The sequence below is a fragment of the Pseudomonas sp. GL_090 genome, assembly GCF_057837765.1.
Genome location: NZ_CM174452.1, coordinates 1,390,147 through 1,409,252, shown reverse-complemented (window position 1 = coordinate 1,409,252; position 19,106 = coordinate 1,390,147). Strand labels below are relative to the sequence as shown.

General features: G+C 59.8%; 18 protein-coding genes. 11 read left to right on the top strand and 7 right to left on the bottom strand.

The features are described from left to right. Nucleotides 1-82: 82 nt before the first annotated feature. Nucleotides 83-2,278 (top strand): hypothetical protein, encoded by a 2,196-nt coding sequence (locus AC3ITA_RS06195; RefSeq protein WP_057716101.1) that lies wholly within the window; start codon nt 83-85, stop codon nt 2,276-2,278. Between the two features lie 295 nt (nt 2,279-2,573). On the opposite strand, the gene AC3ITA_RS06190 is transcribed toward AC3ITA_RS06195, so the two are convergent. Further along, complete coding sequence (locus AC3ITA_RS06190; protein WP_095945387.1) at nt 2,574-2,879, bottom strand: DUF2288 domain-containing protein; 306 nt, start codon at nt 2,877-2,879, stop codon at nt 2,574-2,576. A gap of 350 nt (nt 2,880-3,229) precedes the next feature. On the opposite strand from AC3ITA_RS06190, the gene AC3ITA_RS06185 reads away from it, so the two are divergent. From AC3ITA_RS06185 to AC3ITA_RS06165, 5 genes are all read left to right on the top strand, one after another. Then, nucleotides 3,230-4,357 carry a branched-chain amino acid ABC transporter substrate-binding protein gene (locus AC3ITA_RS06185; protein ID WP_095945386.1) on the top strand — a complete coding sequence of 376 codons (1,128 nt, stop codon included), beginning with the start codon at nt 3,230-3,232 and terminating at the stop codon, nt 4,355-4,357. 233 nt (nt 4,358-4,590) lie between these two features. Further along, a complete protein-coding gene (livH, locus tag AC3ITA_RS06180) occupies nt 4,591-5,514 on the top strand; it encodes a high-affinity branched-chain amino acid ABC transporter permease LivH (protein WP_008052916.1) in 924 nt (307 codons plus the stop codon). After that, complete coding sequence (locus AC3ITA_RS06175) at nt 5,511-6,767, top strand: high-affinity branched-chain amino acid ABC transporter permease LivM (RefSeq protein ID WP_489279760.1); 1,257 nt, start codon at nt 5,511-5,513, stop codon at nt 6,765-6,767. Before livH ends, AC3ITA_RS06175 begins: the two co-directional genes overlap by 4 nt. Further along, nucleotides 6,764-7,531: a high-affinity branched-chain amino acid ABC transporter ATP-binding protein LivG gene (livG, locus tag AC3ITA_RS06170; protein ID WP_095945385.1), complete on the top strand. Its 768-nt coding sequence runs from the start codon at nt 6,764-6,766 to the stop codon at nt 7,529-7,531. Before AC3ITA_RS06175 ends, livG begins: the two co-directional genes overlap by 4 nt. Beyond that, a complete protein-coding gene (locus AC3ITA_RS06165; protein ID WP_095945384.1) occupies nt 7,532-8,233 on the top strand; it encodes an ABC transporter ATP-binding protein in 702 nt (233 codons plus the stop codon). A gap of 172 nt (nt 8,234-8,405) precedes the next feature. On the opposite strand, the gene AC3ITA_RS06160 is transcribed toward AC3ITA_RS06165, so the two are convergent. Further along, nucleotides 8,406-9,314 carry a LysR family transcriptional regulator gene (locus AC3ITA_RS06160; RefSeq protein ID WP_489279759.1) on the bottom strand — a complete coding sequence of 303 codons (909 nt, stop codon included), beginning with the start codon at nt 9,312-9,314 and terminating at the stop codon, nt 8,406-8,408. 106 nt (nt 9,315-9,420) lie between these two features. Between AC3ITA_RS06160 and AC3ITA_RS06155 the strand changes: the two genes are divergently transcribed. The 3 genes from AC3ITA_RS06155 to AC3ITA_RS06145 all read left to right on the top strand — a co-directional run bounded on the left by AC3ITA_RS06155 (nt 9,421) and on the right by AC3ITA_RS06145 (nt 12,505). Continuing rightward, nucleotides 9,421-10,017 carry a short chain dehydrogenase gene (locus AC3ITA_RS06155; protein WP_489279757.1) on the top strand — a complete coding sequence of 199 codons (597 nt, stop codon included), beginning with the start codon at nt 9,421-9,423 and terminating at the stop codon, nt 10,015-10,017. Nucleotides 10,018-10,127: 110 nt separating this feature from the next. After that, nucleotides 10,128-10,796 (top strand): COG3650 family protein, encoded by a 669-nt coding sequence (locus tag AC3ITA_RS06150; protein ID WP_489279755.1) that lies wholly within the window; start codon nt 10,128-10,130, stop codon nt 10,794-10,796. Between the two features lie 95 nt (nt 10,797-10,891). Continuing rightward, complete coding sequence (locus AC3ITA_RS06145) at nt 10,892-12,505, top strand: NAD(P)/FAD-dependent oxidoreductase (protein ID WP_150673127.1); 1,614 nt, start codon at nt 10,892-10,894, stop codon at nt 12,503-12,505. A 125-nt stretch (nt 12,506-12,630) separates the two neighbouring features. On the opposite strand, the gene AC3ITA_RS06140 is transcribed toward AC3ITA_RS06145, so the two are convergent. Beyond that, entirely contained in the window at nt 12,631-13,728 is a 1,098-nt protein-coding gene (locus AC3ITA_RS06140; RefSeq protein ID WP_172435347.1) for a PLP-dependent cysteine synthase family protein, read from the bottom strand. Between the two features lie 247 nt (nt 13,729-13,975). Between AC3ITA_RS06140 and nhaA the strand changes: the two genes are divergently transcribed. Continuing rightward, nucleotides 13,976-15,163: a Na+/H+ antiporter NhaA gene (gene nhaA / locus AC3ITA_RS06135; protein WP_095943932.1), complete on the top strand. Its 1,188-nt coding sequence runs from the start codon at nt 13,976-13,978 to the stop codon at nt 15,161-15,163. A gap of 101 nt (nt 15,164-15,264) precedes the next feature. On the opposite strand, the gene AC3ITA_RS06130 is transcribed toward nhaA, so the two are convergent. Beyond that, nucleotides 15,265-15,729, bottom strand: coding sequence for an outer membrane lipoprotein (locus AC3ITA_RS06130; protein WP_007992400.1), 465 nt, complete (start codon nt 15,727-15,729; stop codon nt 15,265-15,267). A 165-nt stretch (nt 15,730-15,894) separates the two neighbouring features. On the opposite strand from AC3ITA_RS06130, the gene AC3ITA_RS06125 reads away from it, so the two are divergent. Further along, on the top strand, nt 15,895-16,131 hold the full coding sequence (locus AC3ITA_RS06125) for a hypothetical protein (RefSeq protein WP_056720840.1): 237 nt from the start codon (nt 15,895-15,897) through the stop codon (nt 16,129-16,131). A 5-nt stretch (nt 16,132-16,136) separates the two neighbouring features. Here the strand turns inward: AC3ITA_RS06125 and pdxH are convergent, their stop codons facing one another. The 3 genes from pdxH to AC3ITA_RS06110 form a co-directional block, all read right to left on the bottom strand. Next, the gene (pdxH, locus tag AC3ITA_RS06120) at nt 16,137-16,784 is read right to left on the bottom strand and encodes a pyridoxamine 5'-phosphate oxidase (protein WP_095943931.1); all 648 of its coding nucleotides are present in this window, start codon (nt 16,782-16,784) and stop codon (nt 16,137-16,139) included. 24 nt (nt 16,785-16,808) lie between these two features. Continuing rightward, on the bottom strand, nt 16,809-17,816 hold the full coding sequence (locus AC3ITA_RS06115) for an OmpA family protein (RefSeq protein ID WP_489279752.1): 1,008 nt from the start codon (nt 17,814-17,816) through the stop codon (nt 16,809-16,811). Between the two features lie 113 nt (nt 17,817-17,929). Beyond that, nucleotides 17,930-19,075, bottom strand: a complete 1,146-nt coding sequence (locus AC3ITA_RS06110) for a serine hydrolase domain-containing protein (RefSeq protein ID WP_095943929.1) — start codon at nt 19,073-19,075, stop codon at nt 17,930-17,932. Between the last annotated feature and the right edge of the window lie 31 nt (nt 19,076-19,106).

Below are 19,106 nucleotides of genomic sequence, written 5' to 3'. Positions count from 1 at the left end.
CTGAAAAAAGACGCGATTGTATTCCGTGACGGTTCGACGACAGTGAGTCGGCCAACCAATCAGCCCAGGTAGATGGCGAACAATGACTTCTAAAAACAACCCGGCCACTGCGGTAACCGATCTGACGTTGAGCCCCGCGGCCAACAGCCCGTCATCACCGAAGCCATTGATTCAATCGCGCCCGTTGGCGACACAGCAATACCTCTATTTCACCGAAACCAACACCGACCGCATCCTCGACAACCTCGACGGCTTGCGCGACATGGTGTTCCCGCGCGCACCGCACCTGGAAGGCGACAGCGAACAGCACAGCGATCAAGAGTTCCCGTCGGTGTGCCTGATCGGCCTGGGCCGCTGCGGCTCGAACATTGCGCTGGACGTGGCGGAACTGGTGTACAACGCCCGTAAGTTCTACCTCAACGAATTCAACAACGAAGATCGCCTGTCGCCGGACAAGCGTTTTGCCGAAAAGGGCTACAGCCCGGCCCAGTGGATCCGCAACAACCTGCGCCTTGGCCAGAACAAAAACACCAAGCCGGTGTTTCTGGTCGAACCACTGGTGATGCTCGGCGACCTGGACAAGGACATCGCCGGACGCATCCGCTTCTCGCGCAAGGGCGAAAAAAGCGGCTTCCTGCGCGACTACAGCAAGATGAAAATCATGGACCTGTCGGAAGTCCACGCCGGTGGCGCCGGTAACGCGCCGATCCTTGGCCAGTACCTGGCCAAGATTATCCTGAACAAGGACACCCAGCGTTTCTCCAGCCCTGACTGGAAAATGATTCACTCGTACCTGATCGACAGCTGCGGCATTAAGGCCAACCAGTCGCGTCTGTATTTCTCGATCTTCAGTGCCGGCGGCGGCACCGGTTCGGGCATGGCCTCGGAATTCGGCCTGGCCCAGCAGCATTCGTACATGAACAAGACGTTCGACACCAAGCCGATGGACGAGCACGACAGCAAGAGCGGCCACTCCTTCGTCTTCGAACCGATCTTCACCAGCGGCATCTGTGTGCTGCCGAACATTTCCGATCACCGCAGTGAAATGTCCGAGGCGTTGCACATCAACGCCGGCCGCCTGCTGTGCAAATACCTGTCGGAAGAGTGGGACTTCTCCTACAACTTCGCCAACGAAGACAGCAGCGAAGCCAGCGTCATGGGCCGCATCCGCCCATGGAACGCGATGATGCTGATCTCCAACGACATCATGCGTTACGCCGAAGAGAACGATGACGGCAATATCCAGAACATTGACGTCAATGCCATGGAAAAGCATGCCAATCAGTACATCTCGCAGCAGATCTTCAACATCCTGACGGCGCAGGCGGTGACGACTGACTACGACCAGAACTATTTCCGTCGTGCCGGCATCGACATCGGCGAAACCATCCGCCTGGACGCCAACGACCTGTTCATGAGCCTGGCCGGTCCGGTGGCGATTGCCTACGCCGAGTCCGTGGTGCCGGAAACCCCGGCGCCGAGCAGCGACAAATTCAAGGTGTTCGAGAAAGAGCCACAGCGCCTGAACATCGACGACCTGTTCTTCCGTTCGATCGACCTGCCGCACTTCAACAAGGTCACCCAGGCCATCGAAGGCATCAGCCTGTTACCGATTGAGTCCAAGCGCTATCGCGCGTCGCTGGAGCAGTACAAGAACTCGGGTTACGACGCGGCAGCCCTGCATGACCTGCACTTCTTCAAGAATTGCTCGTCGGTGGTGTCGATCGTTTCCTTGCCCAAGGACTACAAGCTGTCCTACATGGATTTGAACCGGTTGAAGACTCATCTCAACAGCCTGTTCCCCAACACCACGCTCAAGCGCTACGCGCTGGTGATCGGTGCTTCGGCCAACCTGTCGCTGACCACCCTGATCGCCAAGAGCCCGTGCCTGTCGGACGATTTCCTGACGCTGATCGTGGCCTTCATCAAGCGCTGCTTCGCGAAAAACCCGTACCGTTTCGACGAGACCCTGGACAACTCGATCCTGGACTTCATCATCAATGAACAGTTCGATGAAGACCGGATCGACGAGTTGCTCAACGAATTCGAGAACCCGGCGAAGATCCTCGATACCAACTGGTACGCGATCAAGCCGATGTACGAGAAGAAGTACCGCGAGCTGATCAACGACAAGGACAAGTTCGTCTCGATCAACGACATCCGCCTGTCTCGGGATTGCGTGAAGAAATCGATCAAGTACCTGCGCGAGATCTACCGTCACCGCATTGGCAAGACCAAGGTTATTTCGTTGAATAACCATACGGGCAAGACGGCTTAACAAGACGCGAAAACTCGTCGCCCCTATCGCGAGCAAGCTCGCTCCCACAGGGATCGCATTCTTTCAGAGAGAACGCGGTCAACTGTGGGAGCGAGCCTGCTCGCGATGGCGGCCTTGAATTCACTGCAAATCAACATCCAGAAACAATTGAGCAGACGTTCAGTTGCCCTCTCAACTGTTCCCGTTACGTTTACGTCACCGTGAAGCTGTGGCCTTTCTCTACGGCAACATGCCATCACGCTACTCGGCTACACACTTTTCCCTCCGAAAGAAGCGCACCATTGAGGTGCAACCTTTAAGCCTGCGACCTTTCCTGGATCAGAATCCACGGCGAAACAACCACGGCCCACAGCTGCGGATCACGCTCAAAAAGATCCAGCGCCCGTGTTTCAGACAGCTTGCCGAGCTTGTCAGCGGCCAGCCAGGCAGCCACTTTCTCCCCTTCATCCTGGGCCACGGCCTCGGCGGCGGCGATCAGATCCATGCCAGGATCGACCCACAATAGGGCACCCTTGGCGAAGAACGGCTCCAGCTCTTTCCAGGTAATAGATGCGGTTTCACCAAGCAGCTTGGCATAGAGGGTGCTAGGTTCTTGATTCATGGGACTGTCCGGAAAAGAAATCGACGTAGATGATAACGTCGGTGGTCTGGCAGAAAAACCCGGATGCAATTGAGTGACCGAAATGAAAAGCGCAGGAAAGCCAGGGAATGCACTGAATATGGCTATAAGCCCCTCAACACCCCGCCGCAATTCTGTCTTTTACTTTCAATAAAGCGACACTTGCAGGTTTTGTCCCCCGGCGCCGCCTTCCCAGGCTGACAATCGGCGCTCTACACTGTACCGGTACAGTTGCCGAGGGACTTTTCCGGGGAATGTCGCAGATATCTGACCCGGTTCTGCTGCTTTCGGCGCCAGGACTATAAAAACTACAACAGTAAGAGTGGAGCACTATGACTAAGGCTACTAAGCAGATTTCCAAACTGTTTGCCGCTATGGTTCTGGCCGGGGTTGCCAGCCATTCGTTCGCAGCTGACACCATCAAGATCGGCATCGCCGGCCCTAAAACCGGCCCTGTAGCCCAATACGGCGACATGCAGTTCAGTGGCGCCAAAATGGCCATCGAGCAAATCAACGCCAAGGGCGGCGTAGACGGCAAGCAACTCGTAGCCGTTGAATACGATGACGCCTGTGATCCGAAACAAGCTGTGGCCGTCGCGAACAAGGTCGTCAACGACGGCGTCAAGTTCGTGGTAGGTCACCTGTGCTCCAGCTCCACTCAACCGGCTTCGGACATCTACGAAGACGAAGGCGTGATCATGATCACCCCGGCTGCCACCAGCCCGGACATCACCGCCCGTGGTTACAAAATGGTGTTCCGCACCATCGGTCTGGACAGCGCCCAGGGCCCTGCCGCCGGTAACTATATTGCCGATTTCGTAAAACCGAAGATCGTTGCTGTTCTGCACGACAAACAGCAATACGGTGAAGGCATCGCCACCGCCGTGAAGAAAACCCTGGAAGGCAAAGGCGTGAAAGTCGCCGTGTTCGAAGGCGTCAACGCCGGCGACAAAGACTTCTCCTCGATGATTGCCAAGCTCAAGCAAGCCAATGTCGACTTCGTCTACTACGGCGGCTACCACCCGGAACTGGGTCTGATCCTGCGTCAATCCCAGGAAAAAGGCCTGAAAGCCAAGTTCATGGGTCCGGAAGGCGTGGGTAACGACTCCATTTCGCAGATCGCCAAGGACGCTTCCGAAGGCCTGCTGGTGACCCTGCCGAAATCCTTCGACCAGGATCCGGCCAACGTTGCCCTGGCTGATGCGTTCAAAGCCAAGAAAGAAGACCCGAGCGGTCCGTTCGTGTTCCCGGCCTACTCGGCTGTGACCGTGATCGCCGACGGTATCAAGGCTGCCAAGTCCGAAGACTCCGCCAAAGTGGCTGAAGCCATCCACGCCGGCACCTTCAAGACGCCTACCGGCGATCTGAGCTTCGACGAGAAAGGCGACCTGAAAGACTTCAAGTTCGTGGTTTACGAGTGGCACTTCGGCAAACCAAAAACTGAAGCCAAGCCTCAGTAAGGCGTTGCCTGACTGACTGCCAACAAAGCCCACGGCGTGCCGTGGGCTTTGTTTTACGAACGTATCTGGGCCGCGCTGGCGTGATCCGCCAGTCTCCCCACCTGAAAATCTCAAAACCGTCATCAGCGGTTCGCTGGCAAACCCCGGATTCGAAGTGGATGCAGATCCACGGGGCCCGGGCGGGAAAATGACTCCACCAGTGAAATGCGTATCAGGTTTTTAGGAGCGCTGTAATGCCTGACATCTATCACTTCTTCCAACAGCTGGTTAATGGCCTGACCATTGGCAGCACGTATGCCCTGATCGCCATCGGCTATACGATGGTTTACGGCATCATTGGAATGATCAACTTCGCCCACGGCGAGGTGTACATGATTGGCTCCTACGTGGCGTTCATCGCCATCGCCGGGCTGGCCATGCTGGGACTCGACAGCGTGCCGCTGTTGATGACCGCCGCGTTTCTCGCCACCATCGTTGTAACCAGTGCCTACGGCTACAGCATCGAACGGATCGCCTACCGCCCCTTGCGCGGCAGCAACCGTCTGATCCCGCTGATCTCCGCCATCGGCATGTCGATCTTCCTGCAGAACACCGTTCTGCTGGCGCAAGACTCCAAGGACAAATCCATCCCCAACCTGATTCCGGGCAACTTTGCCTTTGGGCCAGGTGGCGCACATGAAGTGCTGATTTCCTACATGCAAATCGTGGTGTTCGTGGTGACCCTGGTCGCCATGCTCGGCCTGACCCTGTTCATCTCCCGCTCTCGCCTGGGTCGCGCCTGTCGCGCCTGCGCCGAAGACATCAAGATGGCCAACCTGCTGGGTATCAACACCAACAACATCATCGCCCTGACCTTCGTCATCGGTGCTGCACTGGCGGCCATCGCCGCCGTGCTCCTGAGCATGCAGTACGGTGTGATCAACCCGAACGCCGGTTTCCTCGTCGGCCTCAAGGCCTTCACCGCAGCGGTACTGGGCGGTATCGGCAGCATCCCCGGCGCCATGCTCGGCGGGATCGTGCTTGGGGTAGCGGAAGCCTTTGGTGCCGACATTTTCGGCGACCAGTACAAGGACGTCGTGGCTTTCGGTCTATTGGTTCTGGTGCTGTTGTTCCGGCCAACCGGCCTGTTGGGCCGTCCGGAGGTTGAGAAAGTATGACTAGGAATCTTAAACAGGCGCTGTTCAGCGCTTTGCTGGTGTGGGCCGTGGCCTACCCGGTGCTCGGTCTGAAGCTGACCATCGTCGGCATCAACCTCGAAGTTCATGGCACCAGCGACGCCACCCTGATCACCATCGCGGTGTGCTCGGTGCTGATGTTCCTGCGTGTGCTGTTCGACCAGCAGATCAGCTCGGCCTGGCGCTCTTCGCCAAGCATGCCGCTGATCCCGGCCAAGGTCAGCAACTTCCTGACCCTGCCGACCACTCAACGCTGGATCATCATCGCGTTGATCGCCGGTGCCCTGGTCTGGCCGTTTTTCGGCTCTCGCGGTGCGGTGGATATCGCCACGCTGGTGCTGATCTACGTGATGCTCGGCCTCGGCCTGAACATCGTGGTTGGCCTGGCCGGCCTGCTCGACCTGGGTTACGTCGGTTTCTATGCCGTTGGCGCCTACAGTTATGCGCTGCTGTCGCATTACTATGGCCTGAGCTTCTGGATCTGCCTGCCGATTGCCGGCCTGATGGCAGCCACGTTCGGCTTCCTGCTCGGTTTCCCGGTACTGCGCTTGCGTGGCGACTACCTGGCCATCGTGACCTTGGGCTTCGGTGAAATCATCCGGCTGTTCCTGCGTAACCTGACCGACATCACCGGTGGCCCGAACGGCATCAGCAACATCGAGAAACCGTCGTTCTTCGGCCTGACCTTCGAACGTAAAGCGGCTGAAGGCCTGCAGACGTTCCACGAGTACTTCGGCCTGGAATACAACTCGATCAACAAGGTGATCTTCCTCTACCTGGTTGCGTTGTTCCTCGCGCTGTTCGCCCTGTTCGTCATCAACCGCTTGCTGCGCATGCCTCTGGGCCGTGCCTGGGAAGCCCTGCGTGAAGACGAAATCGCTTGCCGTGCACTGGGTCTGAACCCGACGATCATCAAACTGTCAGCCTTCACCCTCGGTGCCTGCTTCGCCGGTTTCGCCGGCAGCTTCTTCGCTGCGCGTCAGGGCCTGGTGACACCGGAGTCCTTCACCTTCATCGAGTCGGCGACCATCCTCGCCATCGTGGTGCTGGGCGGCATGGGCTCGCAACTGGGTGTCGTGCTCGCCGCCACGGTGATGATCCTGTTGCCGGAAATGATGCGTGAGTTCAGTGAGTACCGCATGTTGATGTTCGGCGCCTTGATGGTGCTGATGATGATCTGGCGCCCTCAGGGTCTGCTGCCCATGCAACGTCCTCACATGGAGCTGCGCAAATGAGCCGCGAGATCCTGAAAGTAGAAAACCTGAGCATGCGCTTCGGCGGCTTGCTGGCGGTCAACGGCGTGGCCTTGAGCGTGAAAGAGAAACAAGTGGTTGCGCTGATCGGCCCCAACGGCGCCGGCAAGACCACCGTGTTCAACTGCCTGACCGGCTTCTACAAGCCGAGCGGCGGCAGCATCCTGCTCGACGGCGAGGCCATCGAAGGCCTGCCCGGCCACAAGATCGCCCTCAAGGGCGTGGTGCGCACCTTCCAGAACGTGCGGTTGTTCAAGGACATGACCGCGGTCGAGAACCTCTTGATCGCCCAGCACCGTCACCTGAACACCAACTTCCTGTCCGGTCTGTTCAAAACGCCGTCGTTCCGCAAAAGCGAGCGCGAGGCCATGGAATTCGCCGAGTACTGGCTGGACAAGGTCAACCTCACGGCATTCGCCAACCGTCCGGCCGGCACCCTGGCCTACGGTCAGCAACGTCGCCTGGAAATTGCCCGCTGCATGATGACCCGTCCACGGATCCTCATGCTCGACGAACCGGCCGCGGGCCTGAACCCGAAGGAAACCGAAGACCTCAAGGCGCTGATCAGCATGCTGCGTGAAGAGCACAACGTCACCGTGCTGCTGATCGAACACGACATGAAACTGGTCATGAGCATTTCCGACCACATCGTCGTGATCAACCAGGGCACCCCCTTGGCCAACGGCACGCCGGAACAGATCCGCGACAATCCTGAAGTGATCAAAGCCTACCTGGGGGAAGCGTAAATGCTGCAGTTCGAAAACGTTTCCACCTTTTACGGCAAGATCCAGGCCCTGCACAGCGTCAACGTCGAAGTCCGCCAGGGCGAGATCGTGACCCTGATCGGTGCCAACGGTGCCGGCAAGTCCACGCTGCTGATGACGCTTTGCGGTTCGCCGCGAGCCCACAGCGGCAGCATCCGCTACATGGGTGAGGAACTGGTCGGCCAGGAATCCTCGCAGATCATGCGCAAGAGCATTGCCGTGGTGCCGGAAGGTCGTCGGGTGTTTTCCCGCCTGACCGTGGAAGAAAACCTGTCCATGGGCGGTTTTTTCACCGCCAAGGGCGACTATCAGGAACAGATGGACAAGGTTCTCGGACTTTTCCCACGCCTGAAAGAACGCTTCGCCCAGCGTGGCGGCACCATGTCCGGCGGCGAACAGCAAATGCTCGCCATCGGCCGTGCGCTGATGAGCAAGCCTAAACTGTTGCTGCTCGACGAGCCTTCCCTGGGCCTGGCACCGATCATCATCCAGCAGATCTTCGACATCATCGAACAACTGCGCAAGGACGGTGTGACGGTGTTCCTGGTCGAGCAGAACGCCAACCAGGCGCTGAAAATCGCTGACCGTGCCTACGTTCTGGAGAACGGCCGGGTGGTGATGCAAGGTACCGGTGAAGCCCTGCTGACCGACCCGAAAGTGCGCGAAGCGTACCTCGGTGGCTAAGCCTTTGCGGTAAACAAAAAACGGCCTTCACAGGCCGTTTTTTTATGCCCGCCATGAGATCCCTTGTAGGAGCGAGCTCGCTCGCGATGGACGTTAACGATGACGGGGGCTGGCTGGATGAACGTGGTGTCTATACGTTCTTCGCGAGCAAGCTCGCTCCTACAGGGGGTCGTTACAACCGATCCAACACTTCCCCACTGCGCTTGAACCACCCCATCAAATAATCCGCCAGTACCTGCGTGCGCTTGGGCAATCCACCCTGATAAGGATGCACCAGGTACATCGGCATGCTGCGGGTCTGATAATCGCGCAGGAGCCATCGCAAACGCCCGTCGGCCAGTTCTGTTGGCAGACAGTAGGACGGCAGGCGTGCAATACCGGCACCGACCAGCGCGGCTTTCTTCAACAGGTTGTAATGGTTGCTGGCGAACGGTCCCGATACCCGCACCCGCAACAACTCATGCTGCTGGTGATACAGCCATTCTTCGCGACCGCTGTAATGGCTGTTGAGCAGGCAACGATGTTCGGCCAGCGCCAGGGGCGTTTGCGGTTCACCGTATTGCTCCAGGTAAGCCGGGCTGGCACAGGTGAGCTCTTGCCACGCCAGCAACGGGCGCGCCACCAGTCGCTGGTCAATGGCCACGTCGGAACGAATCGCCAGATCGAAACCGTCGCGAGACAGTTCACGGTAGCTGTTGCTGAGCTCCAGTTCGATCTGCACTTGGGGATACTTGGCGGAGAACTCCAGCAACAGGCCATCGAAGAAGGTTTCCCCGAGCGACACTGGCACCGTCATCCGCACCGGGCCGGCCATGTCGTCCTTCAGACGCGCCAGGGCCTGGCGCGCCCGCTCGACTTGCACCACCAGCGCCTGGGCCTGGGGCAACAACGCAGCGCCGGCCGCGGTCAGGCTCAAGCGGCGGGTGGTGCGCTGCAACAGCACCACGGAAAACTGCGCTTCCAGCTGGCTGATACGCTTGGACAACTGGCCTTTGCTGCAACCGAGCTGCTGCGCCGCCAGGGTGAAACTCCCCGCTTCGATCAACACCGCGAACGCGGCAAGATCATCCATTTCGCTCATGGATTGTTTCCATTTGAAAACCAAAGGTTGCCTATTAGTGCGCTTATCTGGAGAAAAAACCACCCTAAACTGAAGCCTCGTTCAACCCACAACGAGGATCAGCCCCATGAAAATTCTTTTGATCGGCGCAGGCGGCACCATCGGCTCGGCCGTCGACAAGGAACTGTCGCAACGCCACGAAATCATCCGCATCGGTCGCACCAGCGGCGACTTTCAGGTGGACATCAGTGACAGCGCCTCGATTCGCAAACTGTTCGAGCAGACCGGCAAATTCGACGCACTGGTATGTGCAGCCGGCAACGTGACCTTCGCACCGCTCAATGAGATGACCGAAGAGAGCTTTGCCCTGGGCCTGAAAGACAAGCTCATGGGCCAGGTCAACCTGCTGCTGATCGGCCGCGAGTTCGCCAATGACCGCGCATCGTTCACCTTCACCACCGGCGTGCTCAGTCACGATCCGATCTACAGCGGTGCCTCGGCAGCACTGGTCAACGGTGCACTGGACAGCTTCGTCCGGGCCGCCGCCATCGAACTGCCGCGCGGCTTGCGCGTGAACTCGATCAGCCCGAACGTCCTCGTCGAAGCCATGGGCAAATACGCGCCGTACTTCCGTGGCTTCAAGCCGGTTTCTGCGGCGGATGTGGCTTTGGCCTACGCCAAAAGCGTGGAAGGCCTGCAAACAGGTCAGACCTTTCACATCTGAAGATAAAAAATCGCAACCTGCATCAGCGCCAATACAACGTGGAGACGATAACGGGTTGTGATGAACGGTCAGGCTGAGTAACGTGGCGACACTTGTCAGGAGACCCCAAGATGCGTGTTGCCCGTTCCTTAGTCCTCGTTGCCCTGCTTCCGCTGTTTGCCGCTTGCCAGTTGTTCGACGGTGAACGGCAGAGCGCCTCCCATGTCGGCCAGACACGCATGCAAGGCCAGTTGACCGCGGCGGAGGGCAGACTGCTGTTCCAGCCGTGCAACCAGACAAACCGCTACGTGGTCAACGACACGGGCGGTACCAGCGTCCTGCAGCAGGCCGCAAACCTGGCGGACAAGCAGGGCAAGCTGTTTGCCGACGTGCGCGGACGGGTTGTGGCCGGCAGCGGTGGTGACGGCCAGCTCGATCTGGAGCAGTTGTACCGCGTCGAGCGCTCGGGCAACGCGTGCGACGATCCGAACTTCAAGCTGCTGATCCTGCGCGCCGCCGGCCACACCCCGGAGTGGAGCGTGAAAGTCAGCGGCAAAGGCATGGTCCTCGACCGGGCCGGGCAGCCGCCGTTGGCCGTGCCTTACGTCGAGGAGCAATTGGGCGATGGCCGTTTCAACCTCAGCACCGAAGCCAACAACCAGCACATCGAACTGTGGGTTGCACCGCAACGTTGCGTCGACAGCAGCACCGGCAGCATCCAGCACATGAGCGCCGAGTTGCGCATCGACGGTCAGGTACAGCGCGGCTGCGGGTATTTCGGCGGATCGCGCGACGACTGATCGTATAAGCCTCACGGGCCTGCGCCTTTGCGGCTTATAATCGCGGGCTTCAAACGCCCTGGCGTAGTTGTGCGCCCCGCGAACCGGATCCCGCCATGTTACGAATCACCGAACTCAAGTTGCCGATCGACCATCCCGAAGAAGACCTGCGCCCTGCCATCGTGCAGCGCTTAGGGCTTGCCAGCGATGACCTGCTCGATTTCACCTTGTTCAAGCGCAGCTACGATGCGCGTAAAAAGTCCTCCGAACTGTGCTTCATCTACACCATCGACCTTGAAGTTCGCGACGAGGCGTCGGTACTGCACAAGTTTGCCGATGACCGTAACGTCAGCGTGGCGCCGGATGTCAGCTACAAAGCGGTCGGCCAGGCACCGGCCGACCTGAGCGCGCGTCCGATCGTCGTCGGTTTCGGTCCGTGCGGGATTTTCGCCGGGCTGCTGTTGGCGCAAATGGGCTTCAAGCCGATCATTCTCGAACGCGGCACCGAAGTACGCCAGCGCACCAAGGACACCTGGGGCCTGTGGCGTAAAAGCGTGCTCAACCCGGAATCCAACGTGCAGTTCGGTGAAGGCGGCGCGGGGACATTCTCCGACGGCAAGCTCTACAGCCAGATCAAGGACCCGAAGTTCCTCGGCCGTAAAGTCTTGCACGAATTCGTCAAGGCCGGTGCCCCGGAAGAGATCCTCTACGTCAGCAAACCGCACATCGGTACGTTCCGTTTGACTGGCGTTGTGGAAAACATGCGTGAACAGATTCGTGCCCTGGGCGGCGAAGTGCGCTTCCAGCAGCGTGTCACCGACGTGCTGATCGAAGACGGCCAACTGGTCGGCGTCGAACTCAATGGCGGCGAGCAGATCCACTCGAAACACGTGATCCTGGCCCTCGGCCACAGCGCACGCGACACCTTCCGCATGCTCCACGGCCGTGGCGTGTTCATGGAAGCCAAGCCGTTCTCGGTGGGTTTCCGCATCGAGCACCCGCAGTCGCTGATCGACCGTGCGCGCCTGGGCAAGTACGCCGGCCACCCGAAACTGGGCGCCGCCGACTACAAACTGGTGCACCATGCCAAGAATGGCCGTTCGGTCTACAGCTTCTGCATGTGCCCGGGCGGCACCGTGGTGGCGGCGACCTCCGAGCCGAACCGCGTGGTCACCAACGGCATGAGCCAGTACTCGCGTAACGAGCGCAATGCCAACTCCGGTATCGTCGTCGGCATCACGCCGGAAGTCGATTATCCGGGCGGCCCGCTGGCCGGTATCGAGCTGCAGGAACGTCTGGAATCCCATGCATTCGTGCTGGGCGGCAGCAACTACGAAGCGCCGGCGCAATTGGTCGGCGATTTTATCGCAGGCAAACCGTCCACCGAACTGGGCAGCGTCGAGCCGTCCTACAAGCCGGGCGTAGCCCTGGGTGATCTGGCGCGGGCACTGCCGGCATTCGCCATCGAAGCGATTCGCGAAGCTTTGCCGGCGTTCGAGAAGCAGATTCGTGGTTACTCGCTGCACGACGCGGTGTTGACCGGCATCGAGACCCGCACCTCCTCGCCGCTGCGCATTACCCGGAACGAGTTGTTGCAGAGCCTGAACGTGAAGGGCTTGTTCCCGGCCGGTGAAGGTGCCGGCTATGCGGGCGGGATTCTGTCGGCGGGTGTTGACGGGATTCGCATTGCCGAGGCTGTGGCTCGGGACATCCTCGGCCTGGAAGCCTGACGCAAATCCCCTGTAGGAGCGAGCCTGCTCGCGATAGCGGTAGATCAGTCAACATCACTGTTGAATGCTGATCCGCCATCGCGAGCAGGCTCACTCCCACATTGGTACTCAGTGTCTGAAAGATCTCAGATATTGGCGCGCAACACCGACGCCGGCAACGGCTCACCCCGCTCCACCGTCGCCGCCACCGTCGCCATCAAACCACTCAGTTCATACCCCTGAGCCTTGAGCCAGTCCTGATCGTAATAGGTCGTGGCATAGCGCTCGCCGCTGTCACACAGAATCGCCACCATCGACCCCGTCTCCCCCGCCGCTTTCATGTGCTGGGCGGCCATCAGTGCGCCGATCAGGTTGGTCCCGCTCGACCCGCCCACATGGCGTCCCAGACGCTCCGCCAGGTAGTGCATGGCCGCCAGCGACAGGGCATCCGGCACTTTGACCATCGCGTCGATCACCTTGGGCAGAAACGACGCCTCCACCCGCGGCCGGCCGATGCCTTCGATGCGCGAGCCGTGGTCCAGTCGCAGGCTGGCATCGCCGGTCTGGTAGTAATCGAAGAACACCGAACGCTCGGCATCGGCACACAGCACGCGAGTGCCGTGCTGGCGATAACGCACGTACCGGCCCAAAGTGGCTGTGGTGCCGCCGGTACCGGGGCTGGAAATCAGCCAGCTCGGCTCGGGATGCTGTTCGAAGCGCATCTGCTGAAAGATCGACTCGGCAATGTTGTTGTTCGCTCGCCAGTCAGTGGCGCGCTCGGCGTAGGTGAACTGGTCGATGAAGTGCCCGTCGTGTTCACGAGCCAGGCGCTCGGACTCAGCGTAGATCTGGGTCGGATCGTCCACCAGATGGCTTTGGCCACCGTAAAAGGCGATCTGCGCAATCTTTTCCTTGGACGTGGTCGCTGGCATCACAGCAATGAACGGCAAGCCCAGCATGCGCGCGAAGTACGCTTCGGAAATCGCCGTCGAACCGCTGGAAGCCTCAATGACCGGCGCGCCGGGTTTGAGCCAGCCGTTACACAGCGCATACAGGAACAGCGAACGGGCCAGGCGGTGCTTGAGGCTGCCCGTGGGGTGGCTGGACTCATCCTTGAAATACAACTCGATGTCCGGAAAACCCGGCAGCGGCAAGGGGATCAAGTGGGTGTCGGCGCTGCGCTGGAAATCGGCTTCGATGATCCGGATCGCTTCGCGGGACCACTGTCGGTTGTCGCTCATGATGGTTTTCTCGTTGTATCGGGCAGGAGTCGGCCTTATGACAAGGCTCATCCAACAAGCTTAGGAAAAATCCTGCGTCCAGCACAGGTACAGCTGAAATCCAATACGCCCGGCAACTGCTAGGCTCAGGTCGGTGCCGAGGGATCAGTCTGTAACGACATATAACAAAAAAGAATATAACTTTTGTTTTAACAACTAACAGTACTTGTTAGTGTGTAACACCTTTTGAATTCACAGATGGAGAGCGACCTTGCCTCTGCGTAGCACTTTCACGCGTTTCTTTCAGTTGGAAGCTGCCAGCGGTCTGTTACTGATCGCCGCTGCCGTTCTGGCTCTGATTATCAACAACTCGCCGCTGTCGTGGCTGTACAACGGCCTGCTGGACACCCCCGTGGTGGCCCAGATCGGCGCGCTGAAAATCGCCAAGCCCTTGCTGCTGTGGATCAACGACGGCCTGATGGCGCTGTTCTTTCTGCTGATCGGCCTGGAAGTGAAGCGCGAAGTCCTCGACGGCCAGTTGTCCAGACCGTCGCAAATCGTCCTGCCCGGTGCCGCCGCCATTGGGGGCATGGTGGTGCCGGCGCTGATCTACTGGTACCTCAATCGCGACACGCCACCGGCCCTCAACGGCTGGGCAATCCCGACCGCCACAGACATTGCCTTCGCCCTTGGCGTGCTGGCGTTGCTGGGCAAACGGGTTCCGGTATCGCTGAAACTGTTCCTGATGACCCTGGCGATCATCGACGACCTCGGCGCGATCATCATCATTGCGATCTTCTATTCCGGCGCGTTGTCGACCCTGTCCCTGGCGCTGGCCGCGACCTGTATTGCGGCGCTGATCGGGATGAACCGGCTCGGTGTGGTCAAGCTTGGGCCGTACATGATCGTCGGCCTGATCCTCTGGGTCTGCGTACTCAAGAGCGGTGTCCACGCCACCCTGGCCGGCGTGACCCTGGCTTTCTGCATTCCGCTGCGCACGAAAAATGCCGAACCTTCGCCTTTGCTGACCCTGGAACACGCCCTGCATCCATGGGTCGCCTACGGCATCCTGCCGCTGTTCGCCTTTGCCAATGCCGGCCTGTCCCTGAGCGGAGTCACCGTCGAAAGCTTCACTCACCATGTTCCGATGGGCATCGCCATCGGGCTGCTGCTGGGCAAGACCGTCGGGGTCTTCGGCCTGACCTGGCTGGCCGTGAAAACCGGTATCGCCGCCTTGCCCCAAGGCGCCAACTGGGGCCAGATACTGGGCGTAGCAATACTCTGCGGCATTGGTTTCACGATGAGCCTGTTTGTAGGCTCGCTGGCCTTCGAGCCGGGCGTGAGTGATTTCGCCGGGATGGACCGCATGGGGATCTTGACCGGTTCGATTCTGGCGGCGCTGATCGGTTATGTGGTGACGGCGATGGCCAGCCGCAAGAACACTGCGCTGACCTCCTGATAAACCGCAATAACGCCTGGCGCCGATCAAGCCCCTCCTGAGCTGAAAAACAAAAAACCCGATCAGTCACCTGATCGGGTTTTTTTATCCGGTGTTTGCGCTTAGTGCGAAACGCGACTGGTGCCATTCACACTGGCGATGCGCACACGCTCGCCAACACGGAACACTTCGTTCGGCTGAACTTCCTGAACGTAGGCGCGCATGCTGCCATCGTCTTCGCGCACGGTAATTTCCACGCCCTGGGTGCGGGTCAGGCCTTCTTCAGCGGCTGAACCGAGCAGGCCGCCGGCCACGGCACCGATGACTGCAGCAACGACGCTGCCTTTGCCGCCACCGATGGAGCTGCCGCCAACGCCGCCGACCACTGCGCCAGCAGCGCCGCCGATCGGGGTTTTGGTGCCTTCGATTTTCACCGGGCGCAATGCTTCGATGGTACCCATGCGAACGGTCTGCACACGACGCGCCTCGTCACGGGAATAGGAGTCACCGGTCAGGCTCGATTGGCAACCAGTGAGCAACATCGCCATCGTGGAAAAGGAAGCAACCAGTAGAACAGACTTACGCATAGCATCAACTCCAAAGAAACAGTTGTTCATTAAACTCCGCCGCTTGACGCCTGTCACGGCATCGCCCGGGTAAAATTGGTTTGATTCAGGCTCCGTTAAGGCGCCTCCACGAACTCACACAGTAGCGGCAAATTCGCAAAACTGCCCCACTGGCCAAGGATTTCAATGGACTATTTTATCATCGTCGTCACGACTGTTGCCGGTTTGTACTTCCATTGGTGGCTGTACGTGCGGATCAAACGCTGGATGGACCGCGACCTGGCGCTAGCGTTGGCGGGCAAGGACGAGCAGAAAAAAGCCTTCATGCTCGAACGATTGGCGAGTGCCCGGGCGCAAAAGATCAAGCGTCGAGACCTGCCGAAGTGGCTGGAAGCCGCTGCGGCAGGCTATCCCGATCGGTAGACTGCTCAGGGTGCCAGACGTTCAAGAATCCAGTCGGCGCCCTGCTGGCGGTAGTTGAGGCGGTCGTGCAGGCGACTTGGGCGGCCCTGCCAGAACTCGATGCGCTCCGGCAGCAGGCGATAACCGCCCCAGTGTTCCGGGCAATGGGGTTGGGTGTCGCTGAAACGTTGCTCCGTGTCCTTGAGCAGCGCTTCGAGCTCGCTACGATCGGCGATCACCCGGCTCTGCGGTGACGCCCAGGCCCCCAGGCGACTGCCCAGTGGACGGACCTGATAATAGGCGTCGGACTCCTCAGGCGTCACCTTCACCACCCGCCCTTCGATGCGCACCTGGCGCTCCAGCGCCGGCCAGAAAAACGTCATGGCCGCGAACGGATTCGCGGCCAGATGCTGGCCCTTGGCGCTTTCGTAGTTGGTGAAAAAGGTGAAGCCCTGCTCGTCCAGGCCCTTGAGCAACAGAATGCGACAGTGCGGTCGACCATCCTGGTCGACGGTGGCCAGGGTCATGGCGTTGGCTTCCACCGGTGCCTGCTCGGTTTTCACCGCGTCGGCGAACCACTGGTGAAACAGAGCGAACGGCTCGGCCGGGGCTTGAGCCTCGGTCAGGCCATCACGGGTGTAGTCACGACGCATATCAGCCAGGCCCTGGGTCATGGCGCATTCCTTTTGGTTAACGAATCACTGCTTTGCAGTATCGGTGGCGGCGACTTTCTTGTCAGCCGTCGAGGCTTTGGCTGGCGTGGTCTTTTTTGCCGGCGTTGCGGTTTTCGCAGGCGCTTTCTTCGCCGATGCTTTTTTCGCGGGGGCTTTTTTCGTTGCCGGAACCGAAGCCTTTTTAGTCGCAGGGGCCGGTGTCACAGGCTTGGCGACCGGCTTGGCGTCCGCGGCGGCAACCATGGTCACAGGTGCTGGAGCCGGCATGTTGTACTTGCTCAGCAGTGCGACCATGGTGTTTTGCGGGGTCACCAGCAGTTCCACGCGACGGTTCAACGCACGACCCTGCACGCTGTCGTTGGCGGCACGCGGTGCATCACCGCCCAGACCACGCAGCATCAAGCGATCACGCTGCAAACCACTGAGACGGAAAATCGCCGCAACGGACTGGGCACGCTCCTGGCTGAGTTTGACGTTGGCAGGCGCAGCGCCGGACGTATCGCTGTGGCCGAGGATCAACACAGCGGTCTTTGGATCGGCTTCAAGGATCTTGGCAACGCGGGTGAACGGACCGAGCGTGACTGGCAGCAGCATGGCCGGACGATCAGGGTTGAACGAGCCTTCGACCGGCGCAGTCACCACCAGTACGTTTTCACGGCGCTCGAGTTGCATGTTGCTGCCCTTGACCGCCTCGCGCAGTCGCGGTTCGTAGTCGTCAAGCCAGGCCTGGGTGACTTTCGGGTCTGGCATCGGTACAACCTTGGCGGTGCTCTGCTCGCTACCGCCGAACGGCCACCACCACTTGCTGCCGCTATCGGTTTTGGCCTTGGTCACCGCAACGGGTTTGACTTCAGGTTTTACCTCCGGCTTGGTCACGGGCTTGCCGGCGCTGTCGTCGGAACCGAACGGCCAGTACCAGTGGCTACCGCTTTCAGTCTTGGCGACAGGTGCCGTCGCGTCTTTCTGTGGAGTCTGTGCGCAACCGGTAATAGCGAAGCACAGGGCCAAAGCGAGGGTTTTATTGGATGACATTGGATATCCACAAAAATGAAGTCAAAAAAATCAGGCCACATTGGCCGGTAGAAGCAGACGCTTTGAAACTGGAAAGGCTAACGGGTTCCAGCCCTGGAACCCGATAGTCGTTTTTACAGACAAGTGGCCAGAACCCGCACCAGCTTTTGCGCGCGCGGGTCCATCAAGACGTACGGCCCCAGGGTATTTGTCACAAACCCGAAAGCCACATCGTGCTCCGGGTCGGCAAAACCGATGGAGCCGCCGGCACCCGGATGACCAAACGCCCGCGGGCCAAGGCCGAAGGTGGCATTGGCAACGTCCGGTTGATCGAGCATGCAGCCCAGGCCGAAACGGGTCTGGGTCAGTAAAGTCTTGTCCTCGCCGAGGCTGTGCTCGCGAGTCAATTCATCGAGCATTTCGCTTTCCAGGAGGCTGCCGTCCAGCAGGCCCGCGTAGAATCCGGCCAGGCTGCGGGCATTGCCATGACCATTGGCGGCCGGCTGTTGCATGCGTCGCCACTCGGGTTTGTTGGTGCTGGTCATGATCGACGGCGGGTTAGTGAACGCCCGGGTCGTCATGGCCGTTGGCTCACGCATGGTCACTTGCAACAGGCGCTGGGCAGCGGCATCGCCGACATTGCCCTTGCCCCGCGCAATGTGGGCCACGCGATGGAACTCTTCGTCGGCCAGACCCACATGAAAGTCCAGGCCCAACGGTTTGGCGACCCGCGCGACGATGGATTCCCCCGGTCCACGACCGTCGGCACGGCGCAGCAATTCGCCGATCAGCCAGCCATAAGTGATCGCCGCGTAACCGTGGCCTTCGCCCGGCGTCCACCACGGCGCTTCGGCGGCCAGGGCGTCAACCATGGTTTGCCAGTCGTAAAGGGCTTCGGGGGCCAGCAACTCGCGCAATGCCGGAAGGCCGGCCTGATGGCAGAGCAGTTGACGCAGGGTGACGGACGCTTTGCCCGCTGCAGCAAATTCGGGCCAGTAGCGCGCAACCGGGGCATCCAGTTGCAGCTTGCCTTCGGCCACCAATTGCAACGCGGTGACCGCGGTGAAGGTCTTGGTGCAGGAGAACAGGTTGGCGATGGTGTCGCTGTGCCAGGCCTCGGCCCCATCCTTGTCGGCAGTGCCGGCCCACAGATCGACGACGGTTTCGCCGCCGACCTGAATGCACAACCCTGCGCCACGCTCCTGAGGATCGTCGAACAGCGCCGCGAACGCCTCTCGCACCGCTTCGAACTTAAGCTCGTAATGACCCTGAATCTGCACCCGTAACTCCCCGGATTAACGCTCTACAAAG

What these genes read in the sequence shown, in the direction of transcription:
- AC3ITA_RS06195 (WP_057716101.1), top strand. Translation starts at nt 83, where the DNA reads ATGACTTCTAAAAACAACCCGGCCACTGCGGTAACCGATCTGACGTTG.
- AC3ITA_RS06190 (WP_095945387.1), bottom strand. Translation starts at nt 2,879, where the DNA reads ATGAATCAAGAACCTAGCACCCTCTATGCCAAGCTGCTTGGTGAAACC.
- AC3ITA_RS06185 (WP_095945386.1), top strand. Translation starts at nt 3,230, where the DNA reads ATGACTAAGGCTACTAAGCAGATTTCCAAACTGTTTGCCGCTATGGTT.
- livH (WP_008052916.1), top strand. Translation starts at nt 4,591, where the DNA reads ATGCCTGACATCTATCACTTCTTCCAACAGCTGGTTAATGGCCTGACC.
- AC3ITA_RS06175 (WP_489279760.1), top strand. Translation starts at nt 5,511, where the DNA reads ATGACTAGGAATCTTAAACAGGCGCTGTTCAGCGCTTTGCTGGTGTGG.
- livG (WP_095945385.1), top strand. Translation starts at nt 6,764, where the DNA reads ATGAGCCGCGAGATCCTGAAAGTAGAAAACCTGAGCATGCGCTTCGGC.
- AC3ITA_RS06165 (WP_095945384.1), top strand. Translation starts at nt 7,532, where the DNA reads ATGCTGCAGTTCGAAAACGTTTCCACCTTTTACGGCAAGATCCAGGCC.
- AC3ITA_RS06160 (WP_489279759.1), bottom strand. Translation starts at nt 9,314, where the DNA reads ATGAGCGAAATGGATGATCTTGCCGCGTTCGCGGTGTTGATCGAAGCG.
- AC3ITA_RS06155 (WP_489279757.1), top strand. Translation starts at nt 9,421, where the DNA reads ATGAAAATTCTTTTGATCGGCGCAGGCGGCACCATCGGCTCGGCCGTC.
- AC3ITA_RS06150 (WP_489279755.1), top strand. Translation starts at nt 10,128, where the DNA reads ATGCGTGTTGCCCGTTCCTTAGTCCTCGTTGCCCTGCTTCCGCTGTTT.
- AC3ITA_RS06145 (WP_150673127.1), top strand. Translation starts at nt 10,892, where the DNA reads ATGTTACGAATCACCGAACTCAAGTTGCCGATCGACCATCCCGAAGAA.
- AC3ITA_RS06130 (WP_007992400.1), bottom strand. Translation starts at nt 15,729, where the DNA reads ATGCGTAAGTCTGTTCTACTGGTTGCTTCCTTTTCCACGATGGCGATG.
- AC3ITA_RS06125 (WP_056720840.1), top strand. Translation starts at nt 15,895, where the DNA reads ATGGACTATTTTATCATCGTCGTCACGACTGTTGCCGGTTTGTACTTC.
- pdxH (WP_095943931.1), bottom strand. Translation starts at nt 16,784, where the DNA reads ATGACCCAGGGCCTGGCTGATATGCGTCGTGACTACACCCGTGATGGC.
- AC3ITA_RS06115 (WP_489279752.1), bottom strand. Translation starts at nt 17,816, where the DNA reads ATGTCATCCAATAAAACCCTCGCTTTGGCCCTGTGCTTCGCTATTACC.